Annotated in this window: 21 protein-coding genes; 14 read left to right on the top strand and 7 right to left on the bottom strand. The window is 36.4% G+C overall.

Going from position 1 to position 20095, the window contains the following annotated elements; translation table 11 throughout:
- Positions 1-93 precede the first annotated feature (93 nt).
- Complete coding sequence (locus tag Q0983_RS08120) at positions 94-1449, top strand: DEAD/DEAH box helicase (RefSeq protein ID WP_299551136.1); 1356 nt, start codon at positions 94-96, stop codon at positions 1447-1449.
- 29 nt (positions 1450-1478) lie between these two features.
- Complete coding sequence (locus Q0983_RS08115) at positions 1479-2258, top strand: S1/P1 nuclease (RefSeq protein WP_299551133.1); 780 nt, start codon at positions 1479-1481, stop codon at positions 2256-2258.
- A 301-nt stretch (positions 2259-2559) separates the two neighbouring features.
- On the opposite strand, the gene Q0983_RS08110 is transcribed toward Q0983_RS08115, so the two are convergent.
- A complete protein-coding gene (locus Q0983_RS08110) occupies positions 2560-2955 on the bottom strand; it encodes a MotA/TolQ/ExbB proton channel family protein (protein WP_299551130.1) in 396 nt (131 codons plus the stop codon).
- A gap of 201 nt (positions 2956-3156) precedes the next feature.
- Between Q0983_RS08110 and Q0983_RS08105 the strand changes: the two genes are divergently transcribed.
- Both Q0983_RS08105 and Q0983_RS08100 read left to right on the top strand, forming a co-directional pair.
- Complete coding sequence (locus Q0983_RS08105; protein WP_299551127.1) at positions 3157-4209, top strand: histidine kinase; 1053 nt, start codon at positions 3157-3159, stop codon at positions 4207-4209.
- A complete protein-coding gene (locus Q0983_RS08100) occupies positions 4209-4928 on the top strand; it encodes a LytTR family DNA-binding domain-containing protein (RefSeq protein WP_299551124.1) in 720 nt (239 codons plus the stop codon). The genes Q0983_RS08105 and Q0983_RS08100 overlap by 1 nt, the downstream gene beginning before the upstream one ends.
- On the opposite strand, the gene Q0983_RS08095 is transcribed toward Q0983_RS08100, so the two are convergent.
- The 6 genes from Q0983_RS08095 to Q0983_RS08070 form a co-directional block, all read right to left on the bottom strand.
- Complete coding sequence (locus tag Q0983_RS08095) at positions 4925-5626, bottom strand: hypothetical protein (RefSeq protein ID WP_299551121.1); 702 nt, start codon at positions 5624-5626, stop codon at positions 4925-4927. The genes Q0983_RS08100 and Q0983_RS08095 overlap by 4 nt on opposite strands.
- Before the next feature lie 116 nt (positions 5627-5742).
- Entirely contained in the window at positions 5743-6576 is an 834-nt protein-coding gene (locus Q0983_RS08090) for a mechanosensitive ion channel domain-containing protein (protein ID WP_299551119.1), read from the bottom strand.
- A gap of 5 nt (positions 6577-6581) precedes the next feature.
- Complete coding sequence (locus Q0983_RS08085) at positions 6582-6785, bottom strand: hypothetical protein (RefSeq protein ID WP_299551116.1); 204 nt, start codon at positions 6783-6785, stop codon at positions 6582-6584.
- Complete coding sequence (locus Q0983_RS08080) at positions 6785-7354, bottom strand: RNA polymerase sigma factor (protein ID WP_299551114.1); 570 nt, start codon at positions 7352-7354, stop codon at positions 6785-6787. The genes Q0983_RS08085 and Q0983_RS08080 overlap by 1 nt, the downstream gene beginning before the upstream one ends.
- A 293-nt stretch (positions 7355-7647) precedes the next feature.
- Positions 7648-10851 carry a cytochrome c biogenesis protein CcsA gene (gene ccsA / locus Q0983_RS08075; protein ID WP_299551111.1) on the bottom strand — a complete coding sequence of 1068 codons (3204 nt, stop codon included), beginning with the start codon at positions 10849-10851 and terminating at the stop codon, positions 7648-7650.
- Between the two features lie 366 nt (positions 10852-11217).
- Positions 11218-11610 (bottom strand): group III truncated hemoglobin, encoded by a 393-nt coding sequence (locus tag Q0983_RS08070; RefSeq protein ID WP_299551108.1) that lies wholly within the window; start codon positions 11608-11610, stop codon positions 11218-11220.
- Positions 11611-11813: 203 nt separating this feature from the next.
- On the opposite strand from Q0983_RS08070, the gene Q0983_RS08065 reads away from it, so the two are divergent.
- From Q0983_RS08065 to Q0983_RS08020, 10 genes are all read left to right on the top strand, one after another.
- The gene (locus Q0983_RS08065) at positions 11814-12149 is read left to right on the top strand and encodes a type II toxin-antitoxin system RelE/ParE family toxin (protein ID WP_299551106.1); all 336 of its coding nucleotides are present in this window, start codon (positions 11814-11816) and stop codon (positions 12147-12149) included.
- A gap of 121 nt (positions 12150-12270) precedes the next feature.
- The gene (locus Q0983_RS08060; RefSeq protein WP_299551103.1) at positions 12271-12570 is read left to right on the top strand and encodes a helix-turn-helix transcriptional regulator; all 300 of its coding nucleotides are present in this window, start codon (positions 12271-12273) and stop codon (positions 12568-12570) included.
- Positions 12571-12579: 9 nt separating this feature from the next.
- On the top strand, positions 12580-12804 hold the full coding sequence (locus tag Q0983_RS08055) for a hypothetical protein (RefSeq protein WP_299551101.1): 225 nt from the start codon (positions 12580-12582) through the stop codon (positions 12802-12804).
- A gap of 240 nt (positions 12805-13044) precedes the next feature.
- Positions 13045-13803 carry a DUF2520 domain-containing protein gene (locus Q0983_RS08050; protein WP_299551098.1) on the top strand — a complete coding sequence of 253 codons (759 nt, stop codon included), beginning with the start codon at positions 13045-13047 and terminating at the stop codon, positions 13801-13803.
- Positions 13793-14323: an HAD family hydrolase gene (locus Q0983_RS08045; RefSeq protein WP_299551096.1), complete on the top strand. Its 531-nt coding sequence runs from the start codon at positions 13793-13795 to the stop codon at positions 14321-14323. The genes Q0983_RS08050 and Q0983_RS08045 overlap by 11 nt, the downstream gene beginning before the upstream one ends.
- 173 nt (positions 14324-14496) lie before the next feature.
- Entirely contained in the window at positions 14497-15363 is an 867-nt protein-coding gene (locus tag Q0983_RS08040) for a geranylgeranylglycerol-phosphate geranylgeranyltransferase (protein ID WP_299551093.1), read from the top strand.
- Positions 15356-15949 carry a Maf-like protein gene (locus Q0983_RS08035; RefSeq protein ID WP_299551091.1) on the top strand — a complete coding sequence of 198 codons (594 nt, stop codon included), beginning with the start codon at positions 15356-15358 and terminating at the stop codon, positions 15947-15949. The genes Q0983_RS08040 and Q0983_RS08035 overlap by 8 nt, the downstream gene beginning before the upstream one ends.
- Positions 15950-15980: 31 nt before the next feature.
- A complete protein-coding gene (locus Q0983_RS08030; RefSeq protein ID WP_299551088.1) occupies positions 15981-16898 on the top strand; it encodes a septum formation inhibitor Maf in 918 nt (305 codons plus the stop codon).
- 51 nt (positions 16899-16949) lie between these two features.
- Complete coding sequence (locus tag Q0983_RS08025; protein WP_299551085.1) at positions 16950-17471, top strand: mechanosensitive ion channel domain-containing protein; 522 nt, start codon at positions 16950-16952, stop codon at positions 17469-17471.
- A 90-nt stretch (positions 17472-17561) separates the two neighbouring features.
- Entirely contained in the window at positions 17562-20084 is a 2523-nt protein-coding gene (locus tag Q0983_RS08020) for a PIG-L family deacetylase (protein ID WP_299551082.1), read from the top strand.
- Positions 20085-20095 lie beyond the last annotated feature (11 nt).

The following is a 20095-nucleotide window of genomic DNA, read 5'->3' as shown; positions in this document are numbered from 1 at the left end:
AAATGGCACTCTTGTGGTTCCGATAAAAAGATTTCTGCCTTGAGAGGAAGACTATGCATATTAATTTATCTTTGCACCTCATAAACCAGTTACGTGACTTTTAGAAATCTAAATTTAAATACCCCGCTTTTCAATGCCCTTGATGATCTGGGGTTTGAAAAGCCTACCCCCATTCAGGAACAAGCTTTTAATGTGGTTGCTTCCGGTAGAGATGTAGTTGGGATTGCCCAAACCGGAACCGGTAAAACCTTTGCTTACATGTTGCCTATCCTTAAAAACCTGAAGTTTTCCAAGCAGGAAAACCCGAGGGTTCTGGTTTTGGTTCCTACTCGTGAATTGGTGGTACAGGTAGTTGAGGAGATTGAAAAGCTATCTAAATACATTAACAACCGTGTTTTAGGTGTTTATGGTGGTACTAATATCAACACGCAAAAGCAAGCGGTAGCTGAAGGTCTGGATATTTTGGTGGCAACTCCGGGACGCCTGTATGATTTAGCTTTAAGCAGGGTATTACAGTTAAAATCCATTCAGAAATTGGTGATCGATGAAGTGGATGTTATGCTGGATTTAGGTTTCAGACATCAACTAATTAATATTTTCGACCTACTGCCTGAACGCAGGCAAAACATTATGTTTTCTGCCACAATGACCCAGGAAGTTGATACTTTGATTAATGATTTCTTCAGGAATCCGATACGTGTTTCTATTGCCGTATCCGGAACACCGCTTGATAACATCTCTCAACATCGTTATAATGTTCCTAATTTCCATACCAAAGTCAATCTGCTGGAACATTTATTAGGTGATACAGAGGCCTTTAACAGGGTTCTGATTTTTGTAGCATTTAAACGCATGGCAGACCGCTTATTTGATAAACTTGATGCTATTTTTAGGGATGATGTTTGTGTGATCCACTCCAACAAAACGCAAAATTACCGTTTGCGTAGTATTGAAGCTTTTAGTGCCGGGGAACACCGTATTTTAATTGCCACCGATGTGATGGCACGTGGGTTGGATATTGACAATGTATCACACGTTATTAATTTTGATACACCTGACTATCCGGAGAATTACATGCATCGTATAGGTAGAACAGGTCGCGCAGAGCGAAAAGGGGAATCTCTGGTGTTTTCTACTGAGAAAGAACAGGATGCTATAGAACGTATTGAAGGTTTAATGGATATGAAAGTTCCTTTATTGGAATTACCGGACAGCGTAGAGATTTCAACGGAACTGATTGAAGAGGAACGTCCGCAAATCAAAGAACGTCACAATCCGTTAAAAAGAAGACAAGACGAAGATGCTCCCGGTCAGGCGTTTCATGAAAAGAAGGAAAAAAACAAAAAAGTAAATCAAGGTGGTTCTTATCGTAGAGATATGGCTAAAAAATACAAAAAGCCTAAAACCAGGGGCGATAAGAATTATAATAAAAGGAGCAGGAGGAAATAAATTTTAAAATCGACATAGCCATACAAATAATGAAAACAAAATTTTTCACAACTCTGATCATATGTGTTTTATTCACTTTTAAAGTGTCCGCTGAACCTGACTGGGGTTCCACGGGACATCGTGTTGTTGGAGAAATTGCCAATACATATTTAAAACCAAAAACCAAGCGTGCCATTAAAAAGTTACTTGGAAGGGAGTCTTTAGCATTGGCCTCAACATTTGCCGATGAAATTAAATCGGACAAACGCTATAACAAATTTTATACCTGGCATTTTATCAATATGCCGTTGGATGCTATGTACGACCCCTCAAAAAGGCATCCGGATGGTGATTTGGTAAGTGGTATTGAGCAATGCATAACTATTATAAAAAGTAAAACGGCTTCGGATGACGATAAAGCTTTCTATTTAAGAATGTTGATTCATTTAATTGGCGATTTACATCAGCCCATGCACATTGGTTTAGCTGAAGATAAAGGCGGCAATGATTTTAAAGTTCAGTGGTTCTATAATGACACCAACCTGCATAGAGTGTGGGACACCGAAATGATTGAACATTACGGGATGAGCTATTCCGAATTAGCTGACAATGCCAGCTTTTTATCCAGGGAGCAGGTTAAATCAATCCAAAAAGGGACCGTCATTGATTGGGTCAATGAAACCCATGAATTGACCAAAGAAGTTTATGGTTCGACTAAGCCAGGTGATAATTTAAGATATCGGTATTCTTATAAATATTTTGGAACCGTAAGATCACAACTTCAGATTGCCGGTATTAGACTGGCTAAAGTTTTGAATGATTTGTTTTAGACCTGGGAATAAAATGTAGATAATTTTACTCCCTCATTCCTGTTGATTATACCTCGATACCATGAAACTAGCATGTTCTTAATTTGTGGATTCCTGCTTTCGCAGGAATGACAAAATGGGCAATTCTTGCTGAAAAAGAATTAAAGGAAAAACAATGACTAGCTAGATAATTTCAAGTAGTAAGTCCGATATACAATCAAAACTGTCATTCCTGCGAAAGCAGGAATCCACATATAATTAGCAAAAATTAAAAATCCCTTTTCATTGGTTTGAAAAGGGATTTTCACTAAAATGTGTGTGGTTAAGCTTTGTGAAGCCCTCTTAAAACCAGAATTCCTATCCTGGAAATTACAAAAGTAAATAACCCAAACGTTGCGGTTAACAAAGAAACTTTAAGTCCACCTGCAAAAATTGCAGGGTCCGGATTCCCCATGGCCTCAACTGAGTCAAACGCCGTTATTAAGCCGATCACCGACCCTAAAAATCCCAGAACCAACCCCAAGAGACTACTATCTGCAGTTAGCGATAGCATTTTCTTAGACTTTAAAGCATCCTTTCTAAGGTTTAAAAACCCCCAGATTAAAAAGAAGAGGGACAGTAAAAAACAAATTAAAATAAGCGACATGAAAAATGGCCCTCCCTCATTAAATCGTCTTGATAGTTCGGTGCCTAAACTTTGAATTAATGGTAAAATCATTGTGTGCATAGTTAACGGTTTTGATTAAACATGTCACAAACCTAAAATGTTAAATGCTTAAATTTAATAAATTGCGACGGATGACAAGATTAATGATTGTTTTAACAACATGCAGAATCCCTTATTAAATCTGTTATTCGTCTCACGAAGAGCAATCGTCACAGAAAATATACATATTATTGTTGTTCAAAAATAGTATCCATGCTAAAGAGAAAGCTAATTTTTAAGGTTATTGGCAAAATATTGCTTCATCTTGTATTCTGGTGTGCGGTACTACTATTTTTCATTTACTTCTTTAGAGGCGGTAGTAAAAATTTTGATGATACGCTGTCCTTTTGCCTCTTCCTAATGCCCATTACCATAGCAACTACTTATGTTTCTATTTACAAATTAATCCCTGATTATCTCATCAAAAAAAAGTATTTTCAGTTTATATTATACAGTATTTATACGTTCATTATTTCGGGGTATTTAATAATGGTTTCCATCTTTTTTAGCCTTATTTACATAGCCAAATTTGAATATAATGAGATGAACCCGGTAACCAAAAACATTCTATTTGTGGCTACGGCAGTTTATTTAGTTGTAATAATTATAAGCGGCTATAAACTTCTGAGACTTAACATAACACACACCAGGCAAACCGGAAAGCTGGAAACCAAAATTTTAGAGACTCAATTGAAATTAAAAGAGCAAGAGCTGCATTATTTAAAAATGCAAATTCATCCGCATTTCTTGTTTAACACACTTAATACTATGTATGGTTTTGCATTAAAAAAGGCCAATGAAACCCCGGAAATGATCTTAAAACTTTCTAATTTACTGGATTATTTACTTTACAAGGTAGACAAACCTTTTGTGTTATTATCCGAAGATATTAATCATATTAAAGACTATATAGAGTTGGAAAAGATGCGTTTTAATAAGACTTTGAATATTGATTTTACGACCAAAAATATTTCAGAAAATATTAAAATAGCGCCTATGTTATTACTGCCGTTCATTGAAAACAGTTTCAAACATGGTGCCATAAAAAAAGGGGTTCTGAATATAGTTTCCAGCCTCACTTGTAAAGACGGCTACATTCATTTTTATATTGAAAATACCTGTTCTGAAGATGAAACACCGAAAAAAGGTATTGGTTTAACCAATATTAAAAAGCGCCTGGATCTGTTATATAAAGATAAATACGACCTGAAAATACACCACGAAAATGGTATCTTTAAAGTAAATCTAGGTTTAAATACCATTTAATGTTGAAGCAAAACAAAGACATATCATGCTTAATTATTGATGACGAGGTCATTGCCCAGGAAATTATCGCTTCCCACTTATCAAAAATTCCGAATATTAAATGTGTCAATAGCTGCAACAATGCCATTGAAGCCTTTAATTATTTAAGAAATCATGAGGTAGACCTGATCTTTTTAGATATTAATATGCCTGAAATATCCGGAATTTCGTTTGCTAAAGCTATTAGCAAGGATGTGAAAATAATCTTCACCACAGCTTATAGAGATTATGCTGTTGAAGGGTTTGAACTGCAGGCAGTTGATTACCTTTTAAAACCAATATCGTTTGAAAGGTTGCTAAAAGCGGTCAATAATTACTTTGATATTTATGGTGAAAATGACTCAAACGTTAGTGAAGAATCTAACATAAACGATTTTATGTTTGTACGCTCTGACAGACGTATGATCAAAATTAATTTTGAGGCTATCATCTATATTGAGAGCTATAGTGATTACATAAAAATCCATTTAAATAATGAAACTATTGTCACCAGGGAAACCATAAGCGCAGTAGAAGCAAAACTTCCTAAGAACAAATTTCTCCGCATTCACAGATCCTTTATCATCTCTCTGGCAAACATATCGTCTTTTACTAATGAAGAAATAACAATTAATAAAACCTCACTTCCAATAAGCAGAAGTTATAAAAAAGAGGTCTTAAGTACTTTAGAGAAGTTCTAATTAAAGAATCCTTTTTTAGGTCTTAAAACTTCAGGTGCCCAGATTTTAATGGCATCAAATTTTCCGGTATCATCAAATGAACCAATACCTATTCTACCGGTTTTGAAATGTGTGTCATTGGCATTCATAATGGGCTTACTCATATCATCAAAGTAAATTTCTATAATGCCGACTTCTGCTTTTCTAACAATTCTTACCGTGTGCCAGGAATCTATAGCGCCCCAATTAGTGCCATCGGTTCTTTTAGATATTATACTGGTCCTTGGTTCATCATTGACAATAAAAATACTGTTGGCATGCTTATCTGATTTTGTAGCAATATGGGTGTAGTAAAAATTGGAAGGGGTATTGATCCCAAACATTAAACACAGATCGCGATGCCCATATTCCCGTCCGTTTTGGTTTAATCTGACTTCCAGTATAAAATCGCCTACAATAATGTCTTTCAATAGCGCTATATTAAATGGCGAACGTACAACGGGTTCGTATACACTTTGTTTAAAAAGTTCCAAACAGTTTCCCTGGTCCCCTCTACTTATTTTCCAGGCATTGGCGTCCGTCATTTCAAAATCATTGATAGCCTGTGGTTGCTCAAAATCCTGGGAATAAACCAGCTTATAATTATCCGGTATAATGGCCTGGGCATACATTTTAATACCCAAACCCAAAACTAGGATCATTGCACCAATACATCTCATATTCAAAGTTTAGAGTTCCGAAGTTATCATAAAAAAAATCCCCCTCCAAATTAATGGAAGGGGAAACAAGAGTCTTTCAAATTACAGAACGTAACCAACCAAATTTTAACCCTAACTTAAAGTTCATCCTGTACCTTTACTTGACTCTCTACAATATCTTTAATGGGCACAACTAATTTACCATTCTCTGTCTTTAACGTAACACACATGTTATCAATTGCCTCAACCTCCCCTTTTATATCGTTAAATTCGATGACCTGTCCAATTTCATAAGTTTTTCTGGCATAAAACGTTTTTAACAGATCGCCTACAACCTTCTGGGCTCCAAAACCAAAGGCTAAAGCAAAAGCCAATAAAAAAGCTGCTAAAATCAAGGTGATATTGCTCGTAATGATTGCTGTATCAACGCCTGCCTGATTTAACGCTGTGATAGAAGTAAAGACCAGAATGATAAAAAATACAATCTGACTAATGATCTTGGCTCCTGATAAGTCCATGGATTCAAAAAACGACCGCAACCCTTTCTTTATAACATTCGCTAAAATCAACCCAATGGTAAAAATAACCAGTGCCGAAAACAATTGCGGCAAATAACCCAACAGGTTACTGATTTGTTCCGAGATCATGGTTAGGTTCAGAATATCAGAAACCATAATGATGATCATGATATACAGCACCCATTTCACAAAATTTGAGACTATCTTAATGGTGTCAAAATTCAGTTTTTTGCCTTCAACAATTTCGATGTCGTTTAGCTTATCATCCAACTTGTTGGCTTTAGCAAGCTTCAATGCTTTTTTAATTAAACGTACTAATAGCTTAGTAATTAGCCAGCCGATTACCAGTACAATTAAAGCTCCAATAATACTGGGAAACACTTTAGTTATTTCTAACCACATGGTGTTTAAAGATTCCATGGCTATGTTTTTCCATTCCGTTGCTTTTTCCATGATCACTATGATTTATTAGGGTTGTTGTCTTCAGGTTTATGATCTCTCTGTTTCATAACAGATTCTATGATATCGCCAATATTATAAGAAAATAACGCCGCTAATTCCATAAGTAATTTTGCCATGGCAATATCACTCATAACCTTAGCCTTAAGTTCCTGGGGAACCTCTTTGAGTGGCTTGTCTACGTATTTAAACGGGTTATCCATTATTTAAGGTTATTGTATACGGTTATTAGTTTGTCCTTGGCGCGTTTAATTCGCATTTTAACGGCACTTTCTCCAATACCTAAAACATTTTCTATGTCTCTTATAGAAAGTAAGTCCTGGTATTTTAGCAATAGAATCATTTTTTCATCCGGTGAAATACGCTCTAAAGCTATTTTCAGCTTGTCAACCTTCATTGTTAGAAAACTGTTATCGTCTTCATCTTCCGACAGGTTTTCAATATCTTTATAATCTACTGCTTTTTTCTGAAACTTTTTAGCAGTATTTCTGGTTACGTAATTTACACAATGGTTGTATGTAAAGGCATATAACCATGTTGAAAACTTTGATTTTCCCTTAAAACTACCCAGTTTAACAAAGAGTTTTAAAAAAACATCCTGTGTTAAATCTTTAGCTTCATCCGCATCTTTGGCAAACCCAAAACATTTATTGTACACCAACATAGCATACCTGTCATACAGTATTTCAAAAAGCAATGTATCATTAGTCTTTACTATTGCTTTTACCAGATCTTCATCAGATAATTTATTAATGTTGTTGAGGGTTTCCAAATGTAGCTAACAGCTATTTAGTTGATATATGTTAAGACACTTAGTTTTTTTAAAAGTCACGCATTCTGTTGAAATCCAACATAAAACTGCAAAATCTCAATTCAATTTAAAAAAACTCAAGATATCAAAAAATACAAAATGCTTTTAGATTGATATAAATCAATACATTATAATAAAAAGGGCTTAAAAATTGAGTTCGTCTTTTGTTTTTAGTCTTTAAAAACCGGTTGATCCAAACCTACGAATTTTCTTCTTTTAAAAAGAATAAACTCCCTGATATATTGTTAAGAAATCTATTTCTTATAGTATTTCACAAAACCTCTGTAACCAAAGAAACCTAATATGGCCACAAAGCTTAAGGCTATAGCTATGATCTTAAAACTATCCAACTGTTGTCCGGATTGGTACGAATGTAATCCTGCTAAGTAGAAATTCACCCCAAAATAGGTGAAGATGATAAAGGCTATGGCTAACACAGAACACAGATTGAAGAACCAACGTCCACGGAGCCCGGGAATTAACCGCATATGGATCACAAAGGCATAGATCATGATACTGATCAGGGCCCAGGTCTCTTTGGGGTCCCAGCCCCAATAACGTCCCCAGCTTTCATTGGCCCACATACCACCTAAAAAGTTACCAATGGTTAACATGACCAGGCCAACAGTCAACGACATTTCATTTATAACAGTGAGTTCTTTGATGTTCAGATCCATCTTAATTCTGTTCTTTTGAGTAGTAACCGCCATTAAGAATAAAGAAACCAATCCCAGAACCATTCCTAATGTAAACGGGCCATAACTGGCTACGATCACAGCTACGTGGATCATAAGCCAATAACTATTTAAAACCGGTTGCAAATTCCCGATGGCCGGATCCATCCATTGGAAATGCGCCACCATAAGCAACATAGACGTTACAAAAGCGGTTGCAGCAATGGTCAGGTCACTTTTTCTTCCAAAGATCAAACCAAACAACATGGTAGCCCAAGCCACATAGATCATGGATTCATAGGCATCACTCCAGGGGGCATGTCCTGACACATACCAACGGGCTATCAGGCCACCCAGGTGAACCAGAAACAAGCCTACGATGATCCATTTTAAAACAGCTACCGACACACTTATAGCTTTACTTTTATCCCTGAAAATCTGCACTATCAGGAGTACAAACATGATGCTACTGGCATACATGTACCAGCTGAAGAGTTTCTTAAAGATATCATACTTATTGTACAACACTTCCGTATGGATCTTATCATCTCTCAACATGACCTCAGAACCATATTTATGTTGTGTCTTTTTAAATGCTTCCAGTAACTTTTCTGCTTCTGAATAATCACCGGATTGCTTTGCTTCGTTTAGCGTAAACAAATAAGCCTGAAATCCGTTCTTTATGAAATTCCCGTAAAGCGAATCCTGTATTTTATGCTGACCAAACCTGTAATCGTAAGACGATATCCAGGTGTTATTGGCATCATCCGGCACCGGAAATAATTTCAACGACATTCCTTCAATGGTGTTATATAACAAATTAACGCGTTTGTGGGCTTCCTGTATTTCCTTTTGGTAGCCATTGGGTTTGGTCGTGCTAAAAGCATCTTCTAAATAAGGCTGTAGCTTATAAGTGCCTCTTTCAGAGAAGAAATCGGCTAAAGTCACGTATTTATCTTCAACACTGGTTCCAATGATGTGCCTGATAGTATCTGCTTTTTTCTTAGCTAAATATATTACCGGTACATTATACCACAACCTGGGGCTTTCCTGCATAGACAGAAACACCTGATGGGCATCAAAATCTTCATAAGTATCATGTTTGCTCAATTTGCGTAACATTTCGGAGGCATAGGTACTCAATGGCTTCATACGGCCGTCCAAATCCTGGATCACTACATGGGCAAACTTTCCAGCATGTGCTTTAGGCGTCATATTTGCAACTAAAATGGAATCTATCTGGGCTTTGGTCAGTTTTGTTTGTACGGTGGAATGAGCACCATGATCATGACCATCATTTTGTGAGTGTTGTTGCGAAAACCCAAATAACCCTATAGACAAAAACAGTACCGTAAGGAGCTTTGATTTTTTTTCTTTCACGCTGTTCAATTGTTTTCTTAGATCTGAAAACCTGGTGTTTTTAGCAAACAGAATAGCTAATAAGCCGAAGTATAGCATAAAGTATCCTATGTAGGTAAACAAGGTGCCCCAATAATCATGATTTACGGATAAGATGGTTCCGGTTTCATCCGGAAAGAAACTGGATTGAAAAAACCGGTATCCTCTATGATTCAAAATGTTATTCATGTAGATCTTATAATCAAAACTTCCCTCCTGCTCATCAATAACCGTCACCTCACTGGAGTAAGCAGAATTAATATTGGATCCGGGGAATTTATCCGCTTGAAAATCATTTAATTTGATACTAAAAGGCAACTCCAGTACCTTTGAGCCATATTGAAAACCAAAATCCAAACCTCCTATGCTTATTTGTTTATGAGGTCTGGTCATGCCTTGTCCTCCAAAGAGTGCTACACGCTTTGTTTCTCCATTGGCGGTTACTTTAAGTACAATGCCGTCTTCATCATTTTTATTCACCTTTTCCTTTTGAACAATATCAAATACACCTTTAAGCACAGGATCCGGAATTACTATTTGCATATTACCTATTCTATAAAGCGAACGTAACTTTAAAGGTTGCAGGCTGTCTTTAATCAGCTCGCCCTGTTCCTGGGTAGCCATGGTCATATAGGTTCCGCCAATTGGCGAATCTATAGCTAAGGAATCGCCTTGATAAAAAATATTCACGGCGCCTTTAGCGGGGTTATTCAAGGTAAAAATGACATTATGAATACTTACTTGCTGCCCTACTTTTAAAAAGTGATTATGTCTGCCGCCTCCGCTGGTCCCAACCAGTTTTAAATAATCCTCACCATTTTCATCCGGAATAATATCCTCTTCTGCTCCAACAATAAACTTTTCCAGCTCCATGGAAACAGGTTGTTTGTTGTAATTCGTTTTAACTTTAAAATCGTTATCCAATCGTTTTGAAAAGTCTACTTCATATTCCAGAGGCAAACGTTGTTGTACCCCGTCAATCCTGTAATCGCCGTCAATATAACCCGAGATATAGGTTTTTTGTGAAAGAAATACCTTTTCGGTACCACCTTCCGGGATAGACATCATCCCTTCAAAACTCACATACCTGGTAATAAACGCTCCGATAAAAATGAAAATGAATGCCACATGCAAAAGTAGCGTCGCCCATTTTTCCTTTTTATACAAACTGTACCTGAAAATATTGCCAGCAAAATTAACCACAAACAGCCCCATGATAACCTCAAACCACCAGGCGTTATAAATTAGATTTCGGGTATAAGGTGTTGGTGATGTTTCCTGTCCGGCATCTAAAAATGTTCCGGTTGCCATAGCGGCGGCAAAAACTAAAAATAAAATACCTGTAAGACGTGTTGAAAAGAGAATATTAGCGAGTTTTTTTTGCATAATGTAGGCCTTTTAAAGGTCGTGCAAATTTACGTATTTAAGTTTATTTTTCTGTGTTAAAGTTTGTTTAAAGTGTGAAGACCGAAGAAGAAGACCAAAGACCGAAGACGGAAGACGGAAGACGGAAGACGGAAGTATGATAAAATTTTAAAAATCAAATTCTAAATTCCAAAAACTGTAAACTGCCAACTGAGTACTGCTAACTGAGACTGTAGACTGGCTACTGAGATTGCTTCATTTTGTCTTCGAGTGCCTCAGACACCACTTCGCAATGACATCTATTAGGAACTATGGCTGAATACTGAGACTGTATACTGCCTACTGAATACTGTTGACTGCGACTGCAAACTGCCTACTGAATACTGCCTACTGCCCCTGTCTTGCTTCAAATATTTTTAAGTAGATAAACGTCCCCATTTTTCTGGCGCGCCGTTTGGCATTTTCGGCATAATCCCCTTCAAATAGTTCTTCAATGGTTTGATACCACAGGTTTAGCCAAATGCCAAAGTGCATTTCGGTAATACTGTGATTGTTTTCCTGATCAACTTTTATATGTGCTTTCAAAGGGTCACCATAATACCTGGTTTGTAAAAACAGGCTGGATTCCCAAAAGGTGGTCAGATTTTCCAAATGCGCATCCCAATCTTCAATGACATCATTAAAAAATGGCCCTAAAGTTTCATCTTTCCTAATTTTTTTGTAGAATGATGATACCAATAAATACACATCCTCCCTGGTTTTTATATCTGGTTTTCCCATAGAAACAAAGATAAACTATCCCTAATTCCAATCATAAATTTAAGTAACAATTAAATAGGTGTTAAATTCTAAGTACTTGTTTATGTTTGAGTATTCTATATTTAGAAGTAAATGTAATAGCATTTATTTAGTAGTTTAGAGTGCAGTGAAAGAAATTTCATAATAAATTTGGAAAATGTTATCTTTTAAGATAACTTTGTAGTGTGACCAGAAAAATAATATTTTACGAAAACCACTTTATTGATTTTTACCAAAAACAGAACCAAAAAGTTAAAGAAAAAATACAATACGTTTTTGAATTAATAAAACAAGTTGACCGAGTTCCTGAAAAGTTCTTAAAACATCTTTCAGGAACAAATGGACTGTACGAAATACGAGTGGAAGTACAATCCAATATTTATAGGATATTTTGCTGTTTTGATGATGGAAAACTTGTGGTTCTTTTTAATGGATTCCATAAAAAAACTCAAAAAACACCAAAGACAGAATTAGAAAAAGCTAAGCGATTAATGAAAGCATATTTCGGTAATAAAAAATAGAATTATGAAATGAGCCAAAATAACTAAACGGTAATACCCACTGAAACGTTTAATGGCGAATTACATTCCTGTGCTGAGCTTAGTCGAAGTATGACAAATAAAAAACAATAAAAATAAACAGATGAAAGATTATAAAAACATAAAGACATTTGAAGAGTTAATTGAACTTGAACATGGAAAAATCGGAACCAAAAACCGAAATAAATATGAGGAAAGCTCTCAAATGTTTATCGTGAGTGAAATGCTTAAAGAAGCTCGAAAAGAAGCTAAATTGACACAAGAGCAATTGGCCGAAAAAGCTGGAACAAAAAAAAGTTATATTTCCAAGCTTGAAAATGCCAAGGGAAATATCCAACTTTCTACATTAATACGGATTTTTGAGCAAGGATTAGGAAGAAAAATCGGATTGACTTTTTTATAAACAAAACTTATGAATACAGAACTATTAAAGACCTTCAAGCAACTTGAAGGGATGAATCAAACGGAAGAAGTGATTCAAATTAAAAACCAAATAAAGGAGTCTTTGTATCAGCAATTAAGGTATCACTTCTTAGAACTCTCTGGAATTGGGAGAGTAATTGGTTATGATGAACTTCAAAATGAGCTGGCAAAAGCAATTGAATTACTTGAAATTGAAAAACAAAGAGGTGAATAACGTACCCTAACAAGGTATAAAAAGAATAGCCGAGATAATAATGTTTTTAAAGGCTTTACCTCAATTCAAATTTTACCGGCAGCCTGAAATAATTGAAATATCCATAGTGGTTGACTACTATTCTTACACCAACCGTAGTGAGTAATTGAATAAATGGAGTTAAAAGAAAATTTTGAGGAACTTGGACTAAAACATGAAAAATCGTAATTCATAATTCGCAATTGTTAGTATTTTAGCAACATGATTTCAGTGATTATTCTTGGGGCAGGCAATATAGGAACGCATTTATATAAAGCTTTTAAAAATGCCGAAAATAGCACCGTAAATCAGTGGTATAACCGAAGTATAAAAACCATAAATAAGTATAAAAACGAGGTTGACATTACGGATGATTTATCCCAACTTAAAGAAGCCGATGTTTATATTTTATCGGTAAGCGATGAGGCCGTGGCGGCCATCTCAAAAGCATTACCATTTGAAAACAGATTGGTGGTACATACGGCCGGCAGCATTAACATTCATGATTTGGACAGGAAAAACAGACGGGGTGTGTTTTATCCGGTACAGTCGTTTACCAAGGATGCTGACCTTGATTTTTCCAATATCCCTATTTGCATAGAGACTTTAGAAAAACCGGATTACCACATATTGAAATCCCTGGCCTCCGGGCTAGGCGGCCCCGTTAAAAAAGTAAACAGCAACCAACGCAAAGTGTTGCATCTGGCTGCTGTGTTTGTAAATAATTTTAGTAATCAGATGTATCGTATTGCCCATGAAATTGTGGAGTCGGAGGCAGCAGAATTCGATTTGCTAAAACCGCTTATCATGGAAACCGCAAGAAAAATTCAGGATATGTCGCCCTACATGGCACAAACAGGCCCTGCAAAGCGCAATAATCTAAAAACTATCAAAAAGCATCTGGCGCTTTTAGAAAATGATCAACACAAGGAAATCTACAAACTAATAACTAAATCTATTCAGGATACCCATGGGAGATAAAAGCTATAAAGAATACCTGGAGCATATCAACACTTTTATTTTTGATGTTGATGGCGTTTTAACAGACGGAAGCGTTACCATCATGACCAACGGCGACATGCTGAGAACCATGAATATTAAAGATGGCTATGCGCTTAAAACAGCCGTTGATGCCGGTTTTAACGTTTGTATCATTTCCGGTGGTTCCAACGAAGGCGTTCGTAAACGTTTAGCCGGCTTAGGTATTAAAGATATTTTTCTTGGTGCTCATAATAAAATTGATCAGCTAAACGACTATTTGAACAGTAAAGGCGTTAAGTTAGAACATGTGCTGTATATGGGCGACGATATTCCCGATTACCCGGTTATGAAATTGGTGGGTCTGCCATGTTGCCCGCAGGATGCCGTTCAGGAAATAAAGGGTATTTCAAAATACATCTCGCATAAAAATGGTGGCAAGGGTGCCGTACGCGACGTCATTGAACAAGTGCTTAAAGTCCACGACAAATGGAACGGAAATTTTAGTGCCAGGTATGACTAGTTAATAGTTAACAGAAATCAATCATTTGTGAATTCGGGGCTACCTTATTGTAAAACAAAAATTAGCGACATACATAATGTTGTTTTGAATACCATAACACTTTTAACTTTTCACTTATAACTTTTAACTAAATGCGGAGCATTTTAAATCTTATTCGTTGGAAAAATTTACTCATGATTGCCTCAGTGCAGTTATTGATCAAGTATGCTTTTTTAGGATCATTTGGAGTTCATACGGCTTTAAGTGAATCAGGAATTACCATTTTAATTTTAGCAACCATTTGTATTGCAGCTGCCGGCAATATTATTAATGATATCTATGATGTTGAAACCGATTTAGTAAACAAACCCGATAAAGTGATTATTGGGAAAAGCATTTCTGAAAAAACTGCCTTTACCCTATTTATCGTTTTAAATGTTTTGGGTGTTGGTTTAGGCTATTATCTCTCGTATTTGGTTGGTAAAAGTGCTTTCTTTTCCATATTTGTGATTATTTCAGCTTTGCTTTATGTGTATGCCAGTTACCTGAAACAAACATTACTTATCGGAAATATTGTTATTTCAGTTTTAGTGTCCCTTAGTGTTTTAATTGTCGGTATTTTTGAACTGTTACCTAATATAACGCCTGAAAACCAGCAACTTCAGTTAGTATACTTTAAAATGATTCTGAACTATGCCATTTTTGCATTTATGATCAATCTTATAAGAGAAATTGCCAAAGATATTGAGGACATTGATGGCGATTATAAAGCCGGCATGAACACTTTACCCATTGCCATTGGCAGAGTGCGTGCATCAAATATTTTATTTGCGCTATCCCTTGTTCCTGTGCTGGCAGTGGTATATTATGTGGTTTATAAAATATATCAAAATCAAACCGCGGTCATTTATTTTTTAGCCGGTGTGCTGGCACCGCTTATTTATATATCGATCAAAGCTTTTGGTGCCAAAACAAAAAAACACTTTCATCATATGAGCAACATGCTTAAATTAGTGATGTTGTTAGGAATGCTTTCATTGCTCTTATACAAATATGCTTAACGAAAAACTTAAAAACCGCCACCTTATTTTAGCTTCGGGTTCTCCCCGAAGACAAGGATTTTTTAAAAGTTTAGGATTGGATTTCGAAATCAGGTTAAAACCGGTAAAAGAAGACTATCCTCCCAGATTGACTCATTTCGAAATAAGCAATTACCTGGCCCAGCTTAAAGCGTTGCCGTTTAAAGACGAATTACAGGACAACGATATTTTGATCACCAGCGATACCATTGTTTGGCATAATGACACGGCGTTGGGTAAGCCTAAAAATGAAGACGATGCCTTCTTAATTTTGAGATCATTAAGCAATGCAACGCATGAGGTCATCACGTCGGTTTGTTTTACCTCCAAAAACTACGAAAAAACTTTGCATAACATAACCAAAGTAACTTTCAAAGCTTTAACTGATGACGAGATCCGGTATTATATAAAAACCTGTAAACCGTTCGACAAGGCCGGTGCTTATGGTATTCAGGAGTGGATTGGTGAAATTGGGGTTACAAAAATTGAAGGCTCTTATTTTAACGTTATGGGCTTACCGGTTCATCTTGTTTATAAAACGTTAAATGACATGGCAAACACTAAATAACTTTGTACCTTATAGGTCTAAAACATTTAAAATGAACTCGTTTATAAAAATTTTTGTTTTACTGCTACTAGTGGTTTCCTGTAAAGAAAAAGAGGAAGGCAAAATCCTGGCAAGTAATTTTGATCCGGCTATTCAAACTAAAGCTGAAGAAACACAACTCTCACAAGAATTTAAAGCGTATTGGTACGCGGGTGAAGCTGAGATTTCATCTTATGAATTGGAACAGGCGCGTTATGGGGAAATCCATAAAGGAAAAGCGGTTTTAATTTATGTAACGGAAGATTTTTTACCTGAAGTTCAGGTAAAAGCTGACAATCAAAGCCCCAAAAACGTTTCGGTACTTAAACTGAATGCTACTAAAAATTTTAATACCGGGGTTTACCCGTATTCGGTAATGCAAAGTGTATTTTATCCGGTTTCAAACAATCAACATGCTATCAAAGTGTCCAGCTCCATGCAGGAATGGTGTGGCCATGTGTATGCACAATTGAACAACCATGATACATTCGAGATCATGTCGCACTCCTATTTTGAAGGTGAAGCCGATAAAAGCTTCAAACTAAATAAAACGGTGCTGGAAAATGAACTGTGGACACAATTACGTATTGACCCAAAATCCTTACCAACCGGAGCTATAGAAATAATACCATCATTTGAATACACCAGAATGCGTCATGTTCCTGTAAAGCCTTATAAAGCTAATGTGGCATTAACCGCAGGATCCTACACCATTAATTATCCGGACTTGAACAGAAATTTGACAATTAGTTTCAATCCCAATTTTCCCTATGAGGTGTTAAGTTGGGAAGAAACGTTTCAAAGTGGGTTTGGAAAAAATGCAAAAACATTAACCACTAAAGCCACTAAGTTAAAAACCATAAAATCGTCTTATTGGAATAAGAACTCTAACAAAGACGAATCCCTTAGAGACACGCTTCAATTAAACTAATATTGTTTTGTATTTAACGTATCTTTGCAGCGTATTTTAAAAACAATATATATGTTTTTCGAAACTTATAAAGACGAGTTAATTGCCACGGCTTTTGTAATAGCCTTTCTGTTTTTAATAGGGTTTATTACCAATCTGCTTATAAAAAAAATAGGGCGAAAAAGTGGTATCAACCAAAAACGCACCCGTCTGATTTCCCGTTATGTAACCGTGAGTCTTTTTTTGATCGCCATTTTAATAGAAGCGTTTGTTTTTGGTGCCAAATTTGAAGACTTAGCTGTTGTTTTTTCTTCGGTTTTTGCAGTTTTGGGTATTGCTCTTTTTGCCATTTGGTCCATCCTTAGCAATGTAACCTCGGGTATTATTATGTTTTTTAATTTCCCCTATAAAGTAGGTGACAAAATTAAAATTCACGATAGCGACCTTCCCACGGAGGCCATTATAGAAGATATTGGGGCGTTTCAATTACATTTACGGCTGGAAAGTGGTGATTTAATGACCTATCCAAATAACCTCATACTACAAAAAGCGGTTACTTTAATTGAAAAAGATGCCATTCTGGAAGAGGACTAAAATCATGCGTTTTAAGTTAAAGAAACATTAAAACCCAACCATTCCCAACCATACTTTGCTATATTTGATTTTTAGCAAAACAAATATACAATGCAAAGACCCATTGCTTTATTTATAGTTTCACTCCTATCGTTTACATTTTTAAACGCACAAAAGCCTAAAACACCTTCATCTTCACAGATTTATGAGTCCATTCAAAAATTGAATTTTTTAGGTTCGGTGCTGTATGTAGCGGCACATCCGGATGATGAAAACACACGGTTGATTTCTTACATGTCTAACCAGGTAAAGGCCAGAACCGCTTACTTATCATTAACCAGAGGTGACGGCGGACAAAACCTCATCGGTCCGGAAATCAGAGAACTTTTAGGTGTCATTAGGACGCAGGAACTATTAGCTGCCAGACGTGTTGACGGCGGGGAGCAAATCTTCTCCAGAGCTAATGATTTTGGGTATTCCAAACATCCCGAAGAAACCTTTTCTATTTGGGATAAAGAACAAGTGTTAAGCGATGTGGTACTGGCTATTCGAAAATTCAAACCCGATGTGATCATCAATCGCTTTGACCATAGAACTCCGGGAAGGACCCATGGTCATCATACTGCATCTGCCATGCTAAGCCTGGAGGCCTTTGATATGGTTGCAGATGCATCTGTATATCCGGATCAGCTAAAACAAACCAGTATATGGCAACCAAAACGTCTGTTTTATAATACAAGTTGGTGGAGATATGGAAGGGAAGCCTTTGAGAAGCTTGATAAAAGCAATATGATAAAATTTGATATAGGAGTTTATTATCCGCTTAAAGGATTATCCAACAACGAATTGGCTTCTATAGCAAGTAGTCAGCATTTATGTCAGGGTTTTGGAAGATTGTCACAGCGGGGGACGCAACAAGAATATATAGAATTTATAAAGGGAGAGGTTCCTGAAGGAGATAATATTTTTTCAGGTATTGACACATCCTGGAGCCGCATTAAGGGTGGAAAAGCCATTGGAGCTATTTTATACGAGGTTGAAAACAATTTCAATTTTAAAAATCCATCAAAGCATGTACCTCAATTAATAGAAGCCTATAAACTTTTACAAGATGTTGAGGACGACCATTGGAAAACTCAAAAAACCAAAGAGCTAAAAGCTATCATTGAAATGTGTGCCGGGTTGTATTTGGAAGCTTCGGCCTCTATACCAACGGTTTCAGCTAAAAACGATATTGAAATCAATATTGAAGTGCTCAAAAGAAGTAACGCTAAAGCCAAATTAAAGAATATAAGGATTTCGCCTTTAGATCAGATTCAAAACACAGATCTTTCTCTGGAAAGCAATAAAAAGCACACCTTTTCCTTTAGTAGTATCATTCCAACGGATATGAAAACCACAAGTCCGTATTGGCTTAACAAAAAAGGGACCAAGGGTATGTACCAGGTAGATGATGAAACGATCATTGGAACCCCGGAAACCCAAAGAGCATTACAGGCTAATTTTGTGGTTGATCTTGATGGATACATCATACATTTTGAAAAAGATGTGATCCATCGTTATTCAAAACCGGATAAAGGCGAATTGTATCGCCCATTTGAAATCATTCCGGAAGCCTCTGCCAAAATCTCCGAAAAGGTAATCATTTTTGAAAATGATAAACAACGGGACATCACCGTTGTTGTAAAAGCCGGAAAAGATAACCTGGAAGGCCATGTAGAGGTTTGCCATCCTGATGACTGGAACGTCTATCCTAAAAACCAAAAAGTTTCTATCAAACATAAAGACGAAGAACAAACTTTGGTATTTACTGTTATTCCACCTAAAAATCAAAGTGAAGGCTTAATAGGCCCCATTGTTCATATTGGAGATCATGATTATACCAGGGAACTTGTTGAAATTAAATATGATCATATTCCGTTTCAAACCGTATTACTTCCCAGCGAAAGCAAAGTGGTTAGGTTAGATATCAAAAAGCGAGGTGAAAATATTGCTTACATTCAGGGCGCAGGCGATGTGGTTCCTGAAAGCCTGCAACAAATCGGATACAATGTGCGGGTCATTAAACCTGAAGACATTACTGCCGAATTACTCAGCAGATTTGATGCTGTAGTAGTAGGCATCAGAGCTTATAACACTATTGATGACCTAAGCTTTAAACAGCAAACATTGTTTGATTTTGTAGCTGATGGTGGTAATATGATCGTACAATATAACACGGCGTACAGATTAAAAGCAGAGCAACTGGCGCCTTATCAAATCAAACTTTCAAGAGAACGCGTTACCGATGAAAATGCCGAAGTGCGATTTTTAAATCCGGAACATCCTGTACTGAATTTTCCTAATAAGATCACTCAACAGGATTTTGAAGGCTGGACACAGGAACGCGGCTTGTACTTTCCTAACCAATGGGGACCGGAATTCACGCCTATACTATCAATGAATGACAAAAATGAAACTCCTAAAGATGGCAGCTTACTGGTGGCAAAACATGGGAAAGGCCATTATATATATACCGGATTAAGCTTTTTCAGGGAATTCCCCGAAGGTGTTTCAGGAGCTTATCGCCTATTTGCCAATATGCTTTCTTTAGGCAAGGAAGATTTAAAATTGGAAGCTAAATTAAACGATTAATCATGGCTAAA

Source organism: Seonamhaeicola sp. (genome assembly GCF_028281565.1).
In the GTDB taxonomy this organism is placed as follows: Bacteria; Bacteroidota; Bacteroidia; order Flavobacteriales; family Flavobacteriaceae; genus Seonamhaeicola.
Note: the sequence above shows the minus strand (reverse complement) of the source record. Positions and strands in the feature narration are given on the sequence as shown.

Bases quoted from the DNA above. Each gene is read 5' to 3' on its own strand.
- Q0983_RS08115 (WP_299551133.1), top strand. From the start codon at position 1,479: ATGAAAACAAAATTTTTCACAACTCTGATCATATGTGTTTTATTCACT.
- Q0983_RS08110 (WP_299551130.1), bottom strand. From the start codon at position 2,955: ATGATTTTACCATTAATTCAAAGTTTAGGCACCGAACTATCAAGACGA.
- Q0983_RS08105 (WP_299551127.1), top strand. From the start codon at position 3,157: ATGCTAAAGAGAAAGCTAATTTTTAAGGTTATTGGCAAAATATTGCTT.
- Q0983_RS08100 (WP_299551124.1), top strand. From the start codon at position 4,209: ATGTTGAAGCAAAACAAAGACATATCATGCTTAATTATTGATGACGAG.
- Q0983_RS08095 (WP_299551121.1), bottom strand. From the start codon at position 5,626: ATGAGATGTATTGGTGCAATGATCCTAGTTTTGGGTTTGGGTATTAAA.
- Q0983_RS08090 (WP_299551119.1), bottom strand. From the start codon at position 6,576: ATGGAAAAAGCAACGGAATGGAAAAACATAGCCATGGAATCTTTAAAC.
- Q0983_RS08085 (WP_299551116.1), bottom strand. From the start codon at position 6,785: ATGGATAACCCGTTTAAATACGTAGACAAGCCACTCAAAGAGGTTCCC.
- ccsA (WP_299551111.1), bottom strand. From the start codon at position 10,851: ATGCAAAAAAAACTCGCTAATATTCTCTTTTCAACACGTCTTACAGGT.
- Q0983_RS08070 (WP_299551108.1), bottom strand. From the start codon at position 11,610: ATGGGAAAACCAGATATAAAAACCAGGGAGGATGTGTATTTATTGGTA.
- Q0983_RS08060 (WP_299551103.1), top strand. From the start codon at position 12,271: ATGAAAGATTATAAAAACATAAAGACATTTGAAGAGTTAATTGAACTT.
- Q0983_RS08055 (WP_299551101.1), top strand. From the start codon at position 12,580: ATGAATACAGAACTATTAAAGACCTTCAAGCAACTTGAAGGGATGAAT.
- Q0983_RS08050 (WP_299551098.1), top strand. From the start codon at position 13,045: ATGATTTCAGTGATTATTCTTGGGGCAGGCAATATAGGAACGCATTTA.
- Q0983_RS08045 (WP_299551096.1), top strand. From the start codon at position 13,793: ATGGGAGATAAAAGCTATAAAGAATACCTGGAGCATATCAACACTTTT.
- Q0983_RS08040 (WP_299551093.1), top strand. From the start codon at position 14,497: ATGATTGCCTCAGTGCAGTTATTGATCAAGTATGCTTTTTTAGGATCA.
- Q0983_RS08035 (WP_299551091.1), top strand. From the start codon at position 15,356: ATGCTTAACGAAAAACTTAAAAACCGCCACCTTATTTTAGCTTCGGGT.
- Q0983_RS08030 (WP_299551088.1), top strand. From the start codon at position 15,981: ATGAACTCGTTTATAAAAATTTTTGTTTTACTGCTACTAGTGGTTTCC.
- Q0983_RS08025 (WP_299551085.1), top strand. From the start codon at position 16,950: ATGTTTTTCGAAACTTATAAAGACGAGTTAATTGCCACGGCTTTTGTA.
- Q0983_RS08020 (WP_299551082.1), top strand. From the start codon at position 17,562: ATGCAAAGACCCATTGCTTTATTTATAGTTTCACTCCTATCGTTTACA.